The organism is Actinophytocola sp., from assembly GCF_036002505.1.
In the GTDB taxonomy this organism is placed as follows: domain Bacteria; phylum Actinomycetota; class Actinomycetes; order Mycobacteriales; family Pseudonocardiaceae; genus DASYTH01.
In genome coordinates this window covers 25,647-41,056 of the sequence record NZ_DASYTH010000080.1, presented here as the reverse complement: position 1 = coordinate 41,056, position 15,410 = coordinate 25,647, and the positions used below count along the sequence as shown (strand labels likewise).

12 protein-coding genes and 1 pseudogene are annotated in these 15,410 nt (G+C 71.2%); 7 read left to right on the top strand and 6 right to left on the bottom strand.

Annotation, left to right across the window (positions count from 1 at the left end; translation table 11 throughout):
• The 3 genes and pseudogenes from VGR06_RS06285 to VGR06_RS06275 all read left to right on the top strand — a co-directional run.
• Positions 1–900, top strand: a pseudogene (locus VGR06_RS06285) (GTP-binding protein); the annotation flags it as partial.
• 244 nt (positions 901–1,144) lie between these two features.
• Complete coding sequence (locus VGR06_RS06280) at positions 1,145–1,561, top strand: PASTA domain-containing protein (RefSeq protein WP_327558008.1); 417 nt, start codon at positions 1,145–1,147, stop codon at positions 1,559–1,561.
• Between the two features lie 527 nt (positions 1,562–2,088).
• Positions 2,089–3,096 carry a hypothetical protein gene (locus VGR06_RS06275; protein ID WP_327558007.1) on the top strand — a complete coding sequence of 336 codons (1,008 nt, stop codon included), beginning with the start codon at positions 2,089–2,091 and terminating at the stop codon, positions 3,094–3,096.
• 32 nt (positions 3,097–3,128) lie between these two features.
• On the opposite strand, the gene VGR06_RS06270 is transcribed toward VGR06_RS06275, so the two are convergent.
• Positions 3,129–5,894: an AfsR/SARP family transcriptional regulator gene (locus VGR06_RS06270; RefSeq protein WP_327558006.1), complete on the bottom strand. Its 2,766-nt coding sequence runs from the start codon at positions 5,892–5,894 to the stop codon at positions 3,129–3,131.
• A gap of 200 nt (positions 5,895–6,094) precedes the next feature.
• Here VGR06_RS06270 and VGR06_RS06265 point away from each other — a divergent pair, with 200 nt between their 5' ends.
• Both VGR06_RS06265 and VGR06_RS06260 read left to right on the top strand, forming a co-directional pair.
• Positions 6,095–6,787, top strand: coding sequence for a crotonase/enoyl-CoA hydratase family protein (locus VGR06_RS06265; protein WP_327558005.1), 693 nt, complete (start codon positions 6,095–6,097; stop codon positions 6,785–6,787).
• Between the two features lie 2 nt (positions 6,788–6,789).
• Positions 6,790–7,383, top strand: a complete 594-nt coding sequence (locus VGR06_RS06260; protein ID WP_327558004.1) for a TetR/AcrR family transcriptional regulator — start codon at positions 6,790–6,792, stop codon at positions 7,381–7,383.
• Here the strand turns inward: VGR06_RS06260 and VGR06_RS06255 are convergent.
• The gene (locus VGR06_RS06255; RefSeq protein WP_327558003.1) at positions 7,369–8,685 is read right to left on the bottom strand and encodes a serine hydrolase domain-containing protein; all 1,317 of its coding nucleotides are present in this window, start codon (positions 8,683–8,685) and stop codon (positions 7,369–7,371) included. The two genes, VGR06_RS06260 and VGR06_RS06255, sit on opposite strands and share 15 nt — an antisense overlap.
• A 17-nt stretch (positions 8,686–8,702) precedes the next feature.
• Between VGR06_RS06255 and VGR06_RS06250 the strand changes: the two genes are divergently transcribed.
• On the top strand, positions 8,703–9,134 hold the full coding sequence (locus VGR06_RS06250) for a protein-tyrosine phosphatase family protein (protein WP_327558002.1): 432 nt from the start codon (positions 8,703–8,705) through the stop codon (positions 9,132–9,134).
• On the opposite strand, the gene VGR06_RS06245 is transcribed toward VGR06_RS06250, so the two are convergent.
• The 3 genes from VGR06_RS06245 to VGR06_RS06235 all read right to left on the bottom strand — a co-directional run bounded on the left by VGR06_RS06245 (position 9,124) and on the right by VGR06_RS06235 (position 13,084).
• Positions 9,124–10,287, bottom strand: a complete 1,164-nt coding sequence (locus tag VGR06_RS06245; protein WP_327558001.1) for a hypothetical protein — start codon at positions 10,285–10,287, stop codon at positions 9,124–9,126. The genes VGR06_RS06250 and VGR06_RS06245 overlap by 11 nt on opposite strands.
• Before the next feature lie 83 nt (positions 10,288–10,370).
• On the bottom strand, positions 10,371–12,413 hold the full coding sequence (locus VGR06_RS06240) for a choice-of-anchor P family protein (RefSeq protein ID WP_327558000.1): 2,043 nt from the start codon (positions 12,411–12,413) through the stop codon (positions 10,371–10,373).
• Between the two features lie 233 nt (positions 12,414–12,646).
• Positions 12,647–13,084, bottom strand: coding sequence for a MarR family winged helix-turn-helix transcriptional regulator (locus VGR06_RS06235; protein WP_327557999.1), 438 nt, complete (start codon positions 13,082–13,084; stop codon positions 12,647–12,649).
• Between the two features lie 73 nt (positions 13,085–13,157).
• Here VGR06_RS06235 and VGR06_RS06230 point away from each other — a divergent pair, with 73 nt between their 5' ends.
• Positions 13,158–13,784 carry a maleylpyruvate isomerase family mycothiol-dependent enzyme gene (locus VGR06_RS06230; protein WP_327557998.1) on the top strand — a complete coding sequence of 209 codons (627 nt, stop codon included), beginning with the start codon at positions 13,158–13,160 and terminating at the stop codon, positions 13,782–13,784.
• Positions 13,785–13,830: 46 nt separating this feature from the next.
• Here VGR06_RS06230 and VGR06_RS06225 read toward each other — a convergent pair whose 3' ends face one another.
• Positions 13,831–15,381 (bottom strand): alpha/beta fold hydrolase, encoded by a 1,551-nt coding sequence (locus VGR06_RS06225; RefSeq protein WP_327557997.1) that lies wholly within the window; start codon positions 15,379–15,381, stop codon positions 13,831–13,833.
• Positions 15,382–15,410: the final 29 nt, after the last annotated feature.

Sequence of the window (15,410 nt, the reverse complement as noted above, 5' to 3'; positions counted from 1 at the left end):
CCGGCGGATCGCGGGCCGCTGCACACCGCGCTCACCCAGCTCGCCGAGCAGGACCCGCTGATCAACGTGCGGCTCGACGAGATCCGCCAGGAGATCTCCGTCTCGCTCTACGGCGAGGTGCAGAAGGAGGTCATCCAGGCCACCCTGGCCGGCGACTTCGGCGTCGACGTGACCTTCCGCGAGACCACCACCATCTGCCTCGAGCGCCCGTGCGGCACGGGCGAAGCCTTCGAGCTGATCGGCAAGGAGCCCAACCCCTTCCTGGCGACCGTCGGCCTGCGGGTCGAGCCGGCCCCGGTGGGCAGCGGCGTCGAGTTCCGGCTCGGCGTCGAGCTCGGCTCCATGCCGTACGCCTTCTTCCGCGCCGTCGAGGAAACCGTGGCGGAGACGCTTTCCCAGGGCCTTTCCGGCTGGCGCGTCACCGACTGCGTGGTCACCATGACCCACTCCGGCTACTGGGCCCGGCAGAGCCACGCCCACGGCACCTTCGACAAGTCCATGTCCAGCACCGCCGGCGACTTCCGCAACCTCACGCCCCTGGTCCTCATGTCCGCCCTACGCCGGGCCGGCACCCGGGTCCACGAGCCCATGCACCATTTCCGCCTCGACGTCCCCGCCGACACGGTCAGCGTCATCCACCCGACCCTGACCCGCCTCCGCGCCGTCCCCCAATCGTCCACACAGGACAACTCCACCTACCGCCTGGAAGGCCACCTCCCCGCCGCCCGGGTCCACGAGCTGCACCAGCAACTCCCCGCCCTCACCCGCGGCGAGGGCCTGCTCGAGTCCGCCTTCGACCACTACGCCGAGGTCCGCGGCGCCGCCCCCAGCCGCCCCCGCACCGACCACAACCCGCTCAACCGCAAGGGGTACCTCCTCCACGTGGTCCGCCGTGTTTAGTACTACAGCCGCACCTGCGGGGGGTCGGGTGCGATGAATGCGTCTTTCCTCGCGCTGGGCGTGATGAAAGCGTCGTTCACCGCATTTCCGGTCGCCCCAGGAGTCCCTGTGGCCACACCCGTCGCTCACGTCACCACAGTGCGGCTGTAGTGTTAGCGCGTATCGCCCGGGGAAGTCGGCTTGTTACCCGGAAACAAAGGGTCGCCGCCGGGCGATGCAGGGCTGCGAGACACGGAGGTAGTCCTTGCCAAACTCGATCAAGCGACTGATGTTCGCCGCGTTCACGGTCGGCGCGGCCGCGGCCATCGCCGGTTGCCAGAGCACCCAACCCGTTGGGTCGTCAAACGACTCGACATCAGCGCCCGCCGCCACCGCGAACGTCGCCCAACCACCGCCGGAAACGGCGGCGGCACCGGCGCAACAATGGGCGATGCCCAATCTCGTTGGCCGCAACCTGCAAGAGGCGCAGGATCAGGTCCAGGCGCTGACCGGAAACGCGGTTTTCCTCACGACCTCGCACGACGCCACCGGCAAGCACCGCAATCAGGTTCTCGACAACAACTGGAAGGTGTGCTCCCAGAACATCTCCGCCGGCACCTCGATCGCCGCCGGCAGCAAAATCGACTTCGGCGCGGTGAAGCTGTCCGAGTCCTGCCCGTAGCGCCCGGGGTCTGGGTGTGACGAAAACGTCAATGCCAGGAACCATGACCGTTGCTTGTGGGCGTTCACGCTCATATGCGAACGGGAACGCCCACTTTTGGCGATCATGAACGATTTCTCGGCGTGAGTTGATCTTGATCTGGGTTGGGCGGAAAGCAACGTGGCGTTCCTTCCCTCCCACCGCGACCCCGGCTCCCCTCGCCACCCTCCCACCAGCCCCATACCCCACAAATGATCAACTTATTTCTCGGCAGGCCCTTCTGAGCACCGGTAGTGCTCGCCTGACCACGTCCGCACGGCGATCTTGGCACCGGATCCGGAGGAGCGCCCGGAGCAGCACGTTGACCAGGTCGTTCAGCAGCTTGCCGGTCTCCGGCCGAAATGATGACCGACGCTGACCCCGCGCCGCCTTCCGATCAACCCGCCGACCGGCGCTGAGCAGGGCACGCATGCGGTGCCACAGCGTTGCGAACGCGGCTGGGAGAACGCTCGTCCCGGACGCGCGCGTCCACGACGAGGAGGTAGAGCATGCGAAGAAACAGATGGCGCGGAATTCTCGCGGTCGGGTTGAGCGGTCTGTTACTCAGTGTTCCAACCCAGGCTATCGCGCACGCCGACGGCGTCGGCGGAACCGGGCGGGCGGCACCGGCCGCGACCGTCACCAAGGTCGTCGCGGTGAGCGCGGTCCAGCAGGTCACCCGATCGGATCTGACGACGGCGGGAACCTGGCGGACCACGCAGTCGACCAGCCAGTTCTATCGGGACAACAAGGGCCGCACCCGCGTCGAGGCCGGATCCGTCGTCACCATCAGCGACCCGGCCAGCGGAACGACGTTGCGCCTGGACCAGAAATCGCAGACGTTCCTGCGCCTGAGCTCCGGAGACACGAAGCGTCAACCGGACGGCCTGGGCGAGGCGCTGGGCACGCAGTCCCGCGACATCGGCACGTCGGTCGTGTCCGGCGTGCCGGTCGAAGGACGCCAGTACACGGTGACCATTCCGGCGAGCAAGCTCCAGGCCGCCAAGACCAAGGAGGTGACCGTCTGGCTGTCCCGTGACCTGCAACTGCCGGTCCAGACCCGGTTCTACGACGCGGCCGGCCAGGATGTCACCACGACCTACACCAATATCCGCACCACCGAGCCGTCCGCGGGCCTGTTCGCGGCGCCGGCCGGATACCGCGAGGGCCGCCCGACAACGCAGGCGGGCACCAACGCCACCTGCCCGCTCGACATTTACTTCGACCCGTCGGTATTCGTCAGCGTCCGCCCGTACGGTGGTTACGGAGCCGTCGGCGCCCTCACCGACGTCGGCAGCTGCCTGTTCGTCGCGGACGCCGGTTGGTGGGAGTCGCCGCTGTACCTGGCGGCGATCACAAAGCTGCTCCTCCCGTTCGACATCTGGATTTTCGGCGACAGCGTGTACGGCTACGTGCCGTTCCTACCGTGGGTCGCGTTCGGCTACGTCGCCTTCGCGGCGGCCAACACCAGTGACGTCACCGTGAAGGACGCATTGTTCAGCATGGTCATATTCTGACCCCGGACCGCTGGCGGGTTCCTGGTACGTGCCTACCAGGAGCCCGCCAGCTCCTTTCGGAGCCGCTCGGCCTGCGCGGTCCGGTGCTGTGCCTGGTAGAGCTCCAGCGCGCGCCGCCAGGTGTCCCGGGCCTCGTCGACCCGGCCGAGGGCGTACAGGGTCTGGCCGAGGTGCTCCAGCGTGTTCGCTTCCTCATAGGCGAAGCCGAGCTCGCGGAACTGGTCGAGCGCCTGCCGGTAGTAGTCCCACGCCCGGTCGTGCTCGCCGGTCTGGTGCGCCACGTAGCCCAGGGTGTCCAACGTGGCCGCCTGGCTCTGCCGGTCGGGCTGGCGCGCCAGCAGCAGCAGCGCGGCCTCGCCGTGCGTGCGGGCTTCCTCGTACTCCCCGAGCAGCGCGTGGTACCAGCCGACCGTGTTCAGCGCGTTGGCCTCGTGCGAGGGCTCGCCGACACCGTGGAACAGGCGCGCGGCCTGGACGGCGTGCTCGAGTGCCCGGCGCTGGTCACCCCGTTCCTCGTGCGCCCAGGCCAGGGTGAGGTGTGCGTGCGCCTGGTGGAGCGCGTCGCCGGTGTGCTCGGCGATGGTCAACGCGAGCCGCAGATGGTGCAACGCCTCGTCGTGCCGCCCGAGCGGGGCGCTGGCGTTGCCGAGCCGTTGGTGCGCAATGGTTTGCGCGACGGGGTCGGCCAGCGCGTCGGCCGCCGCGAGCCCGGCCCGCCACAGGGCGACGGCGATGTCGAGCAGACCGCGGCGCCAGTGGAACGTCTCGAGGTTCCAGGGCAGTTGCCACACCACGGAATGCCACCCCTGGTCGGCCGCGACCTGTTGCACGGCAACCAGGTTGGCATGCTCCGCGGCGAACCACGCCAGCGCCGCGGCCTCGTCCGGATGAGCCTGGACGTGCACGCCGGGAGCCGGTTCGCCGGGGTGGTACAGCCGGCGGTACGGATCGAGCAGCCGGGCACCGCCGAGCGAGGTGTGCAGGTAGAAGTCGACCAGCCGGCGCTGCGCCGCCGGGTCGCGGCCCGCCAGTTCGGTGGCATAGCTGCGGATCAGGTCGTGCATCCGGAACCGCCCGGGCCGGTGCTCCTTGACCAGGTAAGCCTTCTCCAGCTCCCGCAACGTGTTCCGGGCATCCACAAGGGACAGTCCGGCCAGGCTGGCGGCGGCCGGCTCGCCGATGTCCGGCCCGGGCGCAAGGCCCAGCAGCACGAACACCGCGGCGGCCCGAGTGGACAGTGCACGGTACGAGCAGGACAGCACGGCCCGCAGGTTGGTCGTGGGGTCGCCCCCGTCCAGGGCGTCGAGCTGACCGGGCCGGTCACGGAGCTCGCCGGCCAGCGCGGCGAGCGGGAAGCCGGGGTGTGCGATGGCCCGGGCGGCGACGATGCTGATCGCCAGGGGCAGGCCGGCACAGCGGGACAGCAGCTCGGCGACCGCGCCGGGCTCGGCCGCGACCCGGCCGGTGCCGAGATGGCCGGTGAGCAGGTCCCGCCCCTCCGCGCGGGTGAGCACGTCGAGGTCGACGGCCCGCGCGCCGTGCCGGGTGACCAGGCCGGTGAGCCGGTGCCGGCTGGTGACCAGCACCGTGCCCGACGATCCGCCCGGGAGCAGGGGCTCGACCTGCGCGGTGTCCCGCGCGTTGTCCAGCACGACCAGCATCCGCTTGCCGGCCACCAGGCTCCGGTACAGCGCCGCCGCCGCGTCGGTGTCGACGGGCACGGCGGCCGGGTCGACGCCGAGCGCCTCGAGGAACCCGCGCACCGCGGCGCTCGCCGGCGTGGGCTCCTCGACCGGGTCGAACCCGCGCAGGTTGGCGTGCAGCTGCCCGTCCGGGAACCGGTCCAGGTGCTGGTAGGCCCAGTACAGGGCGAGCCAGGTCTTGCCGACCCCGCCGGCGCCGCCGATCGCCGAGATGACCACCGATCCCGGCTCGGTCAGCGCGGCCGTGAGGTCGGCCAGCTCGCGCCGGCGGCCGGTGAACAGCCGCGGCCGGGCCGGCAGCTGGCGCGGAACCACCCGGGGCGCCGGGTGTCGTGCTGAGGCCGCCGGCACGCGCAGTGCCGGGTCGCCGGTGAGGATCTGGGTGTGCAGCCGGCGCAGCGGTGGGCTCGGGTCGGCGCCGAGCTGCTCGGCCAGCAGCCGCCGGGTGCGCTCGTAGTGCTCCAGCGCCTGCGCCTGGCGGCCGCTGCGGTAGAGCGCGAGCAGGTACTGCCCGGCCAGCCGCTCGTCCAGCGGGTCGTGCTCGGTCCAGTCCCGCAGTTCCGCCAGCAGGGTGGCGTGCGCGCCCCGGCGCAGCCGGATGTCGGTGAGGTCGAGCCGGGTGGCGTTGCGCTGCTGGATCAGCCTGGTGCGGACGCCGGCGAGCCATCCGGTGGACAGGCCCGCGAACGGCTCCCCGTGCCAGAGGCGCAGTGCCTGCTCGTACAGGGCGGCCGTGCGATCGTCGTCGGCGGCCGCGCGGGCCTGGCCGATCAGCGCGTGGAACCGGTGCAGGTCAACGGTTTCCGGGTCGACGTCGAGCTGGTAGCCGGATGAGCGCCAGCTGATCGTCACCTCGGGCACCGCGGTCAAAGCCTTGCGCAGCACCGCGATGGTGTGCTGGACGGCGCCGCGCGGCCGGGCGGGGAGCCGGCGGTCGGTCCACACCCGGTCCACCATGTGGTCGACCGGCACCGTGCGGTTCGCCTCGACCAGCAGGATGGCCAGCACGCACCGAAGCTGCGCGTAGCCGATCACGATCGGGCTGCCGTCGACCCTCGTCTCCACGTCCCCGAGTAACCGGAACTCGACCGCCATGCCGAGACCCCTTCGCGCGCCGATTCCCCGTCATAGTGGGTCGGCGTGAGCTTTGGCAAGGGCTACCGGAGAGTCGGGAAGATTCCCGGAAAACCGTGGCAATACGGACAAGGTCTGCACGCCCTCGGCCGGATCGGAACTTGATTCCGGAACGTCGTTCCGATTACCGTGCTCCCGACATCGACAGGACGGAGGCGGCCATGGGCACGCTGGTCAGCTACGCGCTCGACGGCGGGATCGCCACGATCGGCCTGGACGACGGCAAGGTGAACGTGCTCTCCCCCAGCTTGCTCGCCGAGCTCAACGCGGCGCTGGACGAGGCCGAGGGTGAGCGTGCGGTCGTGGTGCTCACCGGCCGCGAGGGTGTCTTCTCCGCCGGGTTCGACCTTGGCGTGCTCCGCGCCGGCGGCCCGGACGCGCTCGGCATGATCCACGCGGGGTTCGAGCTGGCCCTGCGGCTGCTGTCGTTTCCGGCGCCGGTGGTCATCGCGTGCCCCGGACATGCCATCGCCATGGGTGTGTTCCTGTTGCTGTCCGGGGACTACCGGATCGGCGCGGCCGGGCCGTACCGGCTGATGGCCAACGAGGTGGCGATCGGGCTGCCCATGCCGCAGGCCGCCGTGGAGATCATGCGGCAGCGGCTCACCCCGGCCTGCTTCAACCGGGCGCTGCTGCTGGCCGAGCAGTTCAGCCCGGACAACGCGGTCGAGGCGGGGTTCCTGGACCGGGTGGTGGAACCCGCGGAGCTGCCCGGCGCGGCGAGGAGCACGGCGGAGACGATGCTCGGGCTGAACCTCGACGCGCACGCCGCCAGCAAGCTCCGTGCCCGGGAGCCGGTGCTGCGCGCGCTCCGGGCCGCCATCGACGCCGACTACGCGGCCGTCACCTCGTAGCCGTGCCGCGGGCCAAGCTGCGCACGCCGGAGCTGCGCGACCGGGTCCTGCACGCCGCGGTCACCATGCTGGCCGAGGAGGGCGTCGTCGGGTTCACCGCGCGCAAGGTCGCCACCGCGGCCAGCACCTCGGTGCCGGCCGTCTACGAGCTGTTCGGCGACAAGGCCGGGCTGGTCCGCGAGGTCTACTTCGAAGGCTTCCGCCATCTCGGCCGCGCGCTCGCCGCGACCGGCCGCACCGACGACCCGCGGGCCGACCTCACCGGGCTCCTCGCCGCGTTCCGGATCTTCGTCCGCGAGCACCCGGTCCTGGCCGACGTGATGTTCTCCCGCCCGTTCGCCGACTTCGACCCCGGCCCCGCCGAGCTGCGCGCCACCGCGTCGGTCCGCACGCTGATCACCGGCCATGTCCAGCGCTGCGTCGACGCCGGGCAGCTCGCCGGCGACCCCACCGACATCGCGCACGTGCTGCTCGCCCTCGCCCAGGGCCTCGCCGCCCAGGAGACCGCCGGCTGGCTCGGCCGCTCCGCCGCCACCCGGGACCGCCGCTGGTCCCTCGCCGTCCGCGCCGCGTTCGCCGGCCTAGGACCCGCTTAGCTCGGCGGTGTCCACCCGGCCCTCCTGCCGGAGCTCCACCGTGCCCTCGCCGAAGGTCAGCTCGCAGTCCAGGCCGGGAACCAGGAACTGCCCGGTGGGCAACGGAATCAGCCGAACCGGCGGCTGCCCCGCCGCGGTGAGCGTGACCTGCTCGCCCGCGACGTCGACCAGGAGCGGGTAGCCCTCCCGGAGGAGGTACGTGCCGGCCACCGGCGTACCACCGGCGCCGGGTGCCGCGTACCGGCGCTCGGCCGCGGCGAGGATGGCGTCGAGCAGCTCGTTGCACCCGCCGGAGTTCGCCATCACCGCCACGGTCGTTCCGCTCTCCCGCCAGGTGAACAGCCAGCAGCCGTACCCGATGTTGCCCCCGACGTGCCCGAACCGCTCGCCGTCGACCTGGGTGCCGAGCCCGTAGTCGCCGCCCGGCACCTGCACCGTGAGCAGCTGCCCGGCCAGGTCCCCGGACAGCAGCGCCGGCTCCCCGGCCGCGGCCCGTGCGATCTCCGCGCCGAGCCGGGCCAGATCGCCCGGCGTGGTCCACAATCCGGCGCCCGCCGCCTCGGGCAGCACCCGCCACCGGCCGCTGACCGGAATCCCGTCCACCTGGTGCCCGGTCGCGACCAGCTCCCCCCGCCCGTGCGGAAAACTCTGGTCGTAGCTGCTGTCGGTCATGCCGAGCGGCTCCAGCACCAGCGTGTGCATCAACTCGGCGAACCCGACCCCGGTCACGTCGATGAGCAGCTGCTGCACCACCGCATAGTGGCTGCCGGAGTAACGAAAGCGGCTCCCCGGCAGCAGGCTCACCCGCACCGGCGGCGTGTTCGCCGGCTCCTCTCCGGCCAGCACCTGGCGCAGGGTGGGATGCGACGCTCCACTGTGGAATCCCCGGAACCAGTTGTACGACAACCCCGCGGTGTGCCCCAGCAGCTGCCGCACCGTGATCACCGCCGGCCACCCGCCCGCCTCCGGCACCCGCCACGACCGCAGGTAGGCGTTGACATCCTCGTCCAGCGCCAGCACACCCTGATCGACCAGCCGCAGCACCCCGAACGCCGCCACATGCTTGCTGATCGAGCACGCCTGGAACACCGTGCGCGGCGCAACCTCAGTCGACCCACCGGCCACGGTCGTGCCATACCCCGCAGCCCACGAATCCGCACCCCGCCGCGCCGCGATGCTGATCCCCGGCACCGCGTACATCCGCATCAGCTCGGCGATGCCCGCCTCGTCCGCCGACGGATGCCACCGCCCCACCTGCCGGTCAAGCCGGGCGGTGATGTCGCCCCAGTCCCGCTCCAACACCGAGCTACCGTACCGACATGATCACTCCGCCGCCCCTCCCCGGCGCGATTCCACTCCCCGACGGCTGCTGGATCCGCGGCCGCGGCCTGCGCCACCCCACCCCGGACGGCCCGCCGCCCGACTTCGCCCTGTACCTCGGCTCCCGCCGCGCCGACCCACCCTGGCCGCACGAGTGGCTGGACTGGCCCGACTTCCGCCTCCCCCGGGACCGGCGGAAAGCGATCGCGTCAATCCGCACCCTGCACGACCGCGCGTTCGCCGGCGAACGCGTCGAGGTCGCGTGCGGCGGCGGAATCGGCCGCACCGGCACGGTGATCGCCTGCCTCGCCGTCCTCTCCGGCGTCCCCGCCACCGAGGCGGTCGGCTGGACCCGCACCCACTACCACCGCCGCGCCGTGGAAACCCCCTGGCAACGCCGCTGGGTCAAGCACTTCCCGGTCACTGGATGACCGACCCGCTCACCGCGGGTTTGCCGGCGCCGAGGAAGAAGATCCCGCGGAACCCGGCCGTCTCGAACCCGTCGCTCGGGTTGCGCCGCAACGTCGAGGCTTCGACGCTCATCGTCCCGGTCCGGTCGTTGCTCACGAAGAACACCGCGCCGCCGCCCTCCTTGGCGTGGTTGTCCTCGATGATCGTGCCGGCGATCCGCAGGGTGAACCGGTCGCCGTCGTTGTAGATCGCGCCGCCGCTGCCGCCGCCGGGCGTGCCGGCCTTCGCCGGGTTGGCGCCGCGGCCGACCGCCGAGTTGTGCGTGAGCACGCTGTTCAGCACCACCCAGGACACCGCGATGCTGCTCAGCGCGCCGCCGTTGGAGCAGACCCCGCCGTCGAACGTGCTCCCGACCACGTACACCGGCAGGCCCTTGGACTGGCTCAGCACCCGCAGCCCCGCCCCGCCGAGGTCCGGCCCGGCCTGGTCGCACCGGTTGCGCAGGAACCGCGAGTTGACCACCTTCACCCGCCCGCCGCGGACGAACACCGCGCCCCCGCCGCCACCCTCGGCGGTCTCGCCGGTCGCGTTGCCGTCGGCCAGCGTCAGGTTCTGGATCGTCAGCCGCGGCGCGTCCTGGTCCTGGCAGTGCGAGGTGGTGATGCCCTGCGCCGGATCACACGTGTTCAGGTACAGAATCCGCCGCTTGCCACCGCCGCTGAGCGTGACCTTCCCGCCGCCGTCCAGCACGACCTTCGGTCCGCTCGTGTTGCGCACCTTCGCGGTGGCCGCGAGCGTGATCGTCACCGGGTCCGGCCCGCAGTTGAACGTGATCACCCCGCCGGCCGCGACCGCCGCCGCCACTGCGGCGGACGTGCAGCCGGCGGCGGTGCCGTCACCGATCACCCGGGTCGGGTGCGAGGTGTCCTCCGGCCCGGCCTCCGCCGGCACGGCCGCGCGCCCTGCCGGGTTTCCGGCCTGCGGCAGCGGAGCCGGTTTCGGCGTGGGCGGCGGTGTGGAGGACGGCGGCACCGCGGACACGGGCGGCACGACCGCGGACGAGGAGGCCGGTGGCACCGAGACCGGCGGCGGCCCGACGGCCTCACCGGAGGTCGTTGTGCCACAGCCGGAAAGCGTGACGGCCAGCGCCGCCGCGGCTAATCGCCCTCGCATAGCCTGGAGACCCTAGCGTGCGGTGAATGCGTCCTTCCGCACGCTCGGCGAGAGGAAGGACGCATTCACCGCATTGGAGAACCTCAGAAGACCCGGCAGCCGGCGAGGATGATCTCCTGGCCGAGCAGGGTCTGCACCCGGATGGCATGCTGGAACAGCTGGCCGCCCGAGTTCACCGTCTGGTTGAAGAACACCGTGGCCACCAGCGGAATGCTGATCGAGCCGGAGCCGGTCCCGATCGGCGTGCCGTTGATCGTGCCGACCCGCGACGACCCGCGGACCCCGTTCGCGTCCGCGACACAGGTGCTCTCGATCGTGCTGATCGTGATCAACCCACCGAGCAGGCTGGCGCCGTCCACAGAGGACGTCGCCACCGTGGTGCCGGTGGCCCGGTCCAGGGTGCACCGCGCGTTCAGCGCGTTCACGCTCGCCACGCCCGGAACGTTGAGCCCGACCTGGGTCAGATCCGAGTTCGGCGGGCACAGGGCGTCCGGCGTCTTCGGGATCGTCACCAGCCCGTTCGCGCTGATCGCCCACGCCTCCGCCGGCGCGAAGATGATCACGGTGAGCACCGCGGTGGCCGACCCGCCGTCGTCGTCCCGCACCGTCACCAGCACGGTGTGCGGCCCCAGCACGGTGAACGCGTGGGAGCTACCACACGTCCCCGAACCCGGTGCCTCCGTAACGTTTCCGGCCACCACCGGGCTGCCGTCACCGAAGTCGACCGTGCAGGTGTGGGTGTCGTTCGTGCCGATGTCGGTGAACGGCGCGGTGAACGTGACCAGCGAGCCGCGGCTGATCACCGAACCGTTGGGCGGCGCCGTGATGGTCACCGCCGGCGCGACGTTGGTCAGCGTCAGCGTGGCGGTGTCGACCACCTCCGGGTTGACCCCGTCGTTCACCCGGAGCCGAAGTTGGTACGTGCCGTCATCGGTGCAGGTGACGGTGGTCGAGAGCGCGGATGCGTTGCCGAAAGCGCACGTCGCGCCCGGATCGACGCCCGAGACCGGGACGACCTCCCACCCCGTGGTCAGGCTCGGTCCGTCCGGGTCGGTCACCGAGCCGGCGATCGCGACCGGGGTCCCCTCCTGCCCGGAGTACGGACCGCCCGCGTCCACCACCGGCGGCGCGTTGATCCGGATCGTGTGGCAGTCGGTGACACTGCCCGGCCCGCCGCCGTCGGTCCCGTTCGCAGTGACGCACAGGGTGTGCAGCCCGGCGGCGAGCGCGCCGGTGTTCGCCGTGTAGTTCACGCTCGCCGGCCCGTTCCGGGGCAGCGGCGGCGTGACGTTGGTGATCGGCGTGGCCGCGCCGCCGTCCACCCGCAACGTCAGCGAGGTGAGCTGCGAGTTGATCACACCGGGCAGGATGTTCGGCAGGTTGGCGATGTCCGGCACCTCGGTGCAGGTGCCGCCGGTGGCGTCGGCGATCTGCTGCAGGCTGTTGGCCGGCACCACGCACCGCGAGCCCTGGCCGACGGCGAACGTGAAGAAGTCGACGTCCGCCGGCACCGCGGCGAGCGGCCCGGTGATGTCCTCGCCGGTGGAGAAGCCGTCGGAGAGGAACACCACGATCTTGCGCAGGTTCCCGCTCGCCTGCCCGGCCACCGTGGTCGCCGCGGTGATGCCGGCGGCGAAGTTCGTCGCACAGCACGGGATGTTGTGCTCGGTGAACTGGTGCAGACCGGCCAGGTTCGCGGTGGCGATGAACGCCGAGTTCAAGACCTGGTCCACGTCGTGACCGCCGGTGCCGTCCTCGTCGGCGTCCGGCGCGGTGATCAGCTGGTCGCCGGCGGCCGGCCCGACGTCGCCGGTCACCGCGCCGTTGGCGAACGCGGCCACCCCGACCTGCGGGATCGTGCCCACGGTGCCCGGGCTCAACGCCTCGTTGTTCAACGTCTTGGCGGCGAGCACCTCGCAGTCGATGATCGTGTTCAGCAGGCCGTCACCGTTCTGGTCCCCGGAGCAGCCGGCGGGGACGGCGGCCCCGGTGCTGGCCGACACGTCCAGCACGTAGATCAGCGCGGTGGAGGGCACCGGCTGCCCCTGGCCGACCGAGGCGGTGCCGGACACCGTCACCGGGCCGGGCGGCAGCACCGCCCCGTCGGCCGGGGTGTTGATCGACACCGAGATGCTGGTTCCTCCGGGTAGATTTCCATTGACCGAATGGGCGTTTGCCGGAATTGCGTTCACGACGAGCGTCGCGAGCATGGCGACACCGGCACACCCAGTGAGTGTGCGTCTCATATGCTTTTCTCCACACGTAGTGGGGCAGTTAAATCAAGACCGCGATATCGCAAAACGTTCATCGACGGCCATCCGGACACCGTTACTGACAAAAACCGCGCGGATCCTCAGCGTCACTGGTACGGGTCGGTAATCTCCCTCAGCCGGGTGAGGGCGCGGCGGAGTTGGCGCATGTGCTGTGCGCCGAGATGTTCCGTCCATTCCGCCTCGATATCGGCGGCGACGCGGTTGGCCAGCGCGGCGGCCGTGGCGCCCCGCTCGGCGATGCGCACCAGCCGCGCCCGGCCGTCGGTCGGGTCGGGCACGCGCTGCACGTAGCCCGCCTTCTCCAGCTGATCCACCAGGAACCCGGCGGTCTGCTTGGTGATCTGCGCCTGCTCGGCGAGCTCGGTCAGCCGGGTGCCGTTCGGCCCGATGCGCTGCACGACTCGGGCCTGGGCCACGGTGAAGTCCGCGTAGCCGGCGTCCGCGAGCGCGGCGAACACCCGGTTCTCCATCGCCCGGTACGGGATGAACAGCAGGACCCCGATGTTGAGCTCCTCCTCGGCCACGGAACTCCTTGACGATAGTCAGAGAGGCTGATTAACTAGTCAGAGAGACTTACCAAGTGTAGAGGAGGCGGCCGTGGACCGGGAAGCCTGCTGGCGGGTCATCGAGCAGCAGCGGCTGGCCATCGCCGACCTCCTCGAGGACCTCTCCGCGCAGGAGTGGGACGCTCCGTCGCTGTGTGCCGGCTGGCGCATCCGCGACGTGGCCGCACACATCGCCATGACCCCGCAGGCACCGGGCCCGTGGACCATGCTCGTCGAAGCCGTCCGCGCCCGCGGCAGCTTCCACCGCCTCAACCACGACATCGCCGTCCGGCACGCCAACCGCCCCGGCGCCGACCTCGTCGCGGAGCTGCGCCGGCACGCCGCCTCCCGCAAGCTGCCGGCCGTCACCAGCTACCGCAACGTCCTCGCCGACACTCTGGTGCACGCCCAGGACATGGCCATCCCCCTGCGCCGCACCCTGCCCATGCCCACCGAGGCGGCCGCCACCGCCGCCACCCGGGTCTGGACCATGGGCTGGCCGTTCCACGCCAAACGGCGCCTCGCAGGTTTCCGCCTCACCGCCACCGACACGACGTGGACCGCCGGAAACGGCACGGAAATCCGTGGCCCGACGTCCGCGCTGCTGCTGCTCCTCACCGGCCGCACCGAATCCCTCCGGCAGCTCTCCGGAGAAGGCTTGGCAGTTCTCCCGAAGTAACCCACCCGGGTGAGTCGCCGAACTCACCCGGGCGGGCAATTTGTGATCAGTACGGGAATTGTTGTTTCGTGGTGGGGAATGCCGGACGGTTCAGCGGGCTGGGCCGCTGCGCCACGGTGAGCCCGGCGGCGGGTTCGACCCCCGGACAGTGCGTGCCCCGTGCCGGCAGGGTCAGCGAAATGAGATAGCGGTCAACCGGCGTGGTGGTGCATTCACTGCGGCCGTAAACGCCGTGGCCCCAGCCGTCGTAGGTGACCAGCACCGCCTCGCGGCCGAGCTGGCGCGCCGCGTTGGAGCCCCAGTTGTACCCGGTCGCCGGATCGTGCAGGGCGTTGAGCAACAGCAGCGGCCGGTCCAGGTCCCGGACCCGGAGTTCGTGCTGCGGGTTGGCCACCGGCCGCGGCGAGCCGAAGCACGCCACGGTGAGCGGGAACGCGTTCGACGACCACCGCTGGTCCGGCGCGACCCGCCGCTGTGCCCGCACCAGCTCCGCGTACTGGCGGATGTCGCGGACCGGCAGGCTCCAGTCCTCGCAGAACTGAGCCAGCCCGAAGAACTCGACCACCTCGCCCTGCTGCGCTTTCGGTTGCGCGGTAAGGAACGGCCGGCCGGCGTCGAGCGCGTCGAGCACCTCGGCCAGCGGGGACCACGACGGCCCGTAGAACGCACCGAGGATGAACCCGATCAGGTCCTCGGGACGCCACGCCCGTGTGGGGTCGAACGGGTTCGGCAGCTCGCCCCGCTCCGCCCGGGCGAGCAGCCCGTTCCACAACGCCCGCACGTCGCGCCCGTGCAGCGCGCAGCCTGCCGTGCGGTCGCACCAGGCCACGAACTCCCGCCAGGAGTCCTCGACCGTGGACGCCTGGGTGAGCAGGAAGTCCCGCGTGCCCAGGCTGTGGTCCATGTTGCTGTCGGCCACGATGGCCCGGACCCGGTCGGGGAACTGCTCGGCGTACTGCTGCCCGTTCAGGCTGCCGTAGGAAACCCCGTAATAGGTCAGTTTCCGGTCGCCGACCGCGGTGCGCAGGGCGTCCATGTCCCGCACCACGCTCAGCATGTCCACGTGGTCGAACACCGGCCCGGTGTGCTGCCGGCAGTCCTCCCGCAGGCGCTGGTTGTAGGCCACCACCGCGTCGAACTCACGCTGGTCGTTCAGCACGAAGTTCGGGAACTGCTGCACGAGGTCCAGCGAGCAGAGCACCGGGTGGCTCCGAGCCACCCCCCGGGGGTCGAAGCCGACCAGGTCGAAATGCCGGCGCAGCTCCGCGCTGAAGTAGTCCTGGCCGAAGATGGCGAAGTCGACGCCGGAACCGCCGGGGCCGCCCGGGTTGATCAGCAGCGAGCCGATCCGGGCGGACGGGTCGGTGGCCAGCCGGCGCGCCACCGCCACCTCGGTCCTGGCCCCCCTCGGGTGCGCCCAGTCCACCGGGACCAGCAGCGTTGCGCATTGCAACGTCGCGTCGCCCGGATCCTCCGGGCACGGCGCCCAGCGCAGCGGTGGCGCGGTGAAGGCCTCCGGTTCCGCGGCAGCCGGCGCGCTGACCACAGCGGATAACGCCGTGACCAGGGAAAGGAAAATAGTGAGAGTTCTTCGCATTCCTGTCCTCCTCCGTACAGGTATGGCGG

Coding starts and splice junctions, on each gene's coding strand:
- VGR06_RS06275 (WP_327558007.1), top strand. CDS start 2,089: ATGCGAAGAAACAGATGGCGCGGAATTCTCGCGGTCGGGTTGAGCGGT.
- VGR06_RS06270 (WP_327558006.1), bottom strand. CDS start 5,894: ATGGCGGTCGAGTTCCGGTTACTCGGGGACGTGGAGACGAGGGTCGAC.
- VGR06_RS06265 (WP_327558005.1), top strand. CDS start 6,095: ATGGGCACGCTGGTCAGCTACGCGCTCGACGGCGGGATCGCCACGATC.
- VGR06_RS06250 (WP_327558002.1), top strand. CDS start 8,703: ATGATCACTCCGCCGCCCCTCCCCGGCGCGATTCCACTCCCCGACGGC.
- VGR06_RS06245 (WP_327558001.1), bottom strand. CDS start 10,287: ATGCGAGGGCGATTAGCCGCGGCGGCGCTGGCCGTCACGCTTTCCGGC.
- VGR06_RS06225 (WP_327557997.1), bottom strand. CDS start 15,381: ATGCGAAGAACTCTCACTATTTTCCTTTCCCTGGTCACGGCGTTATCC.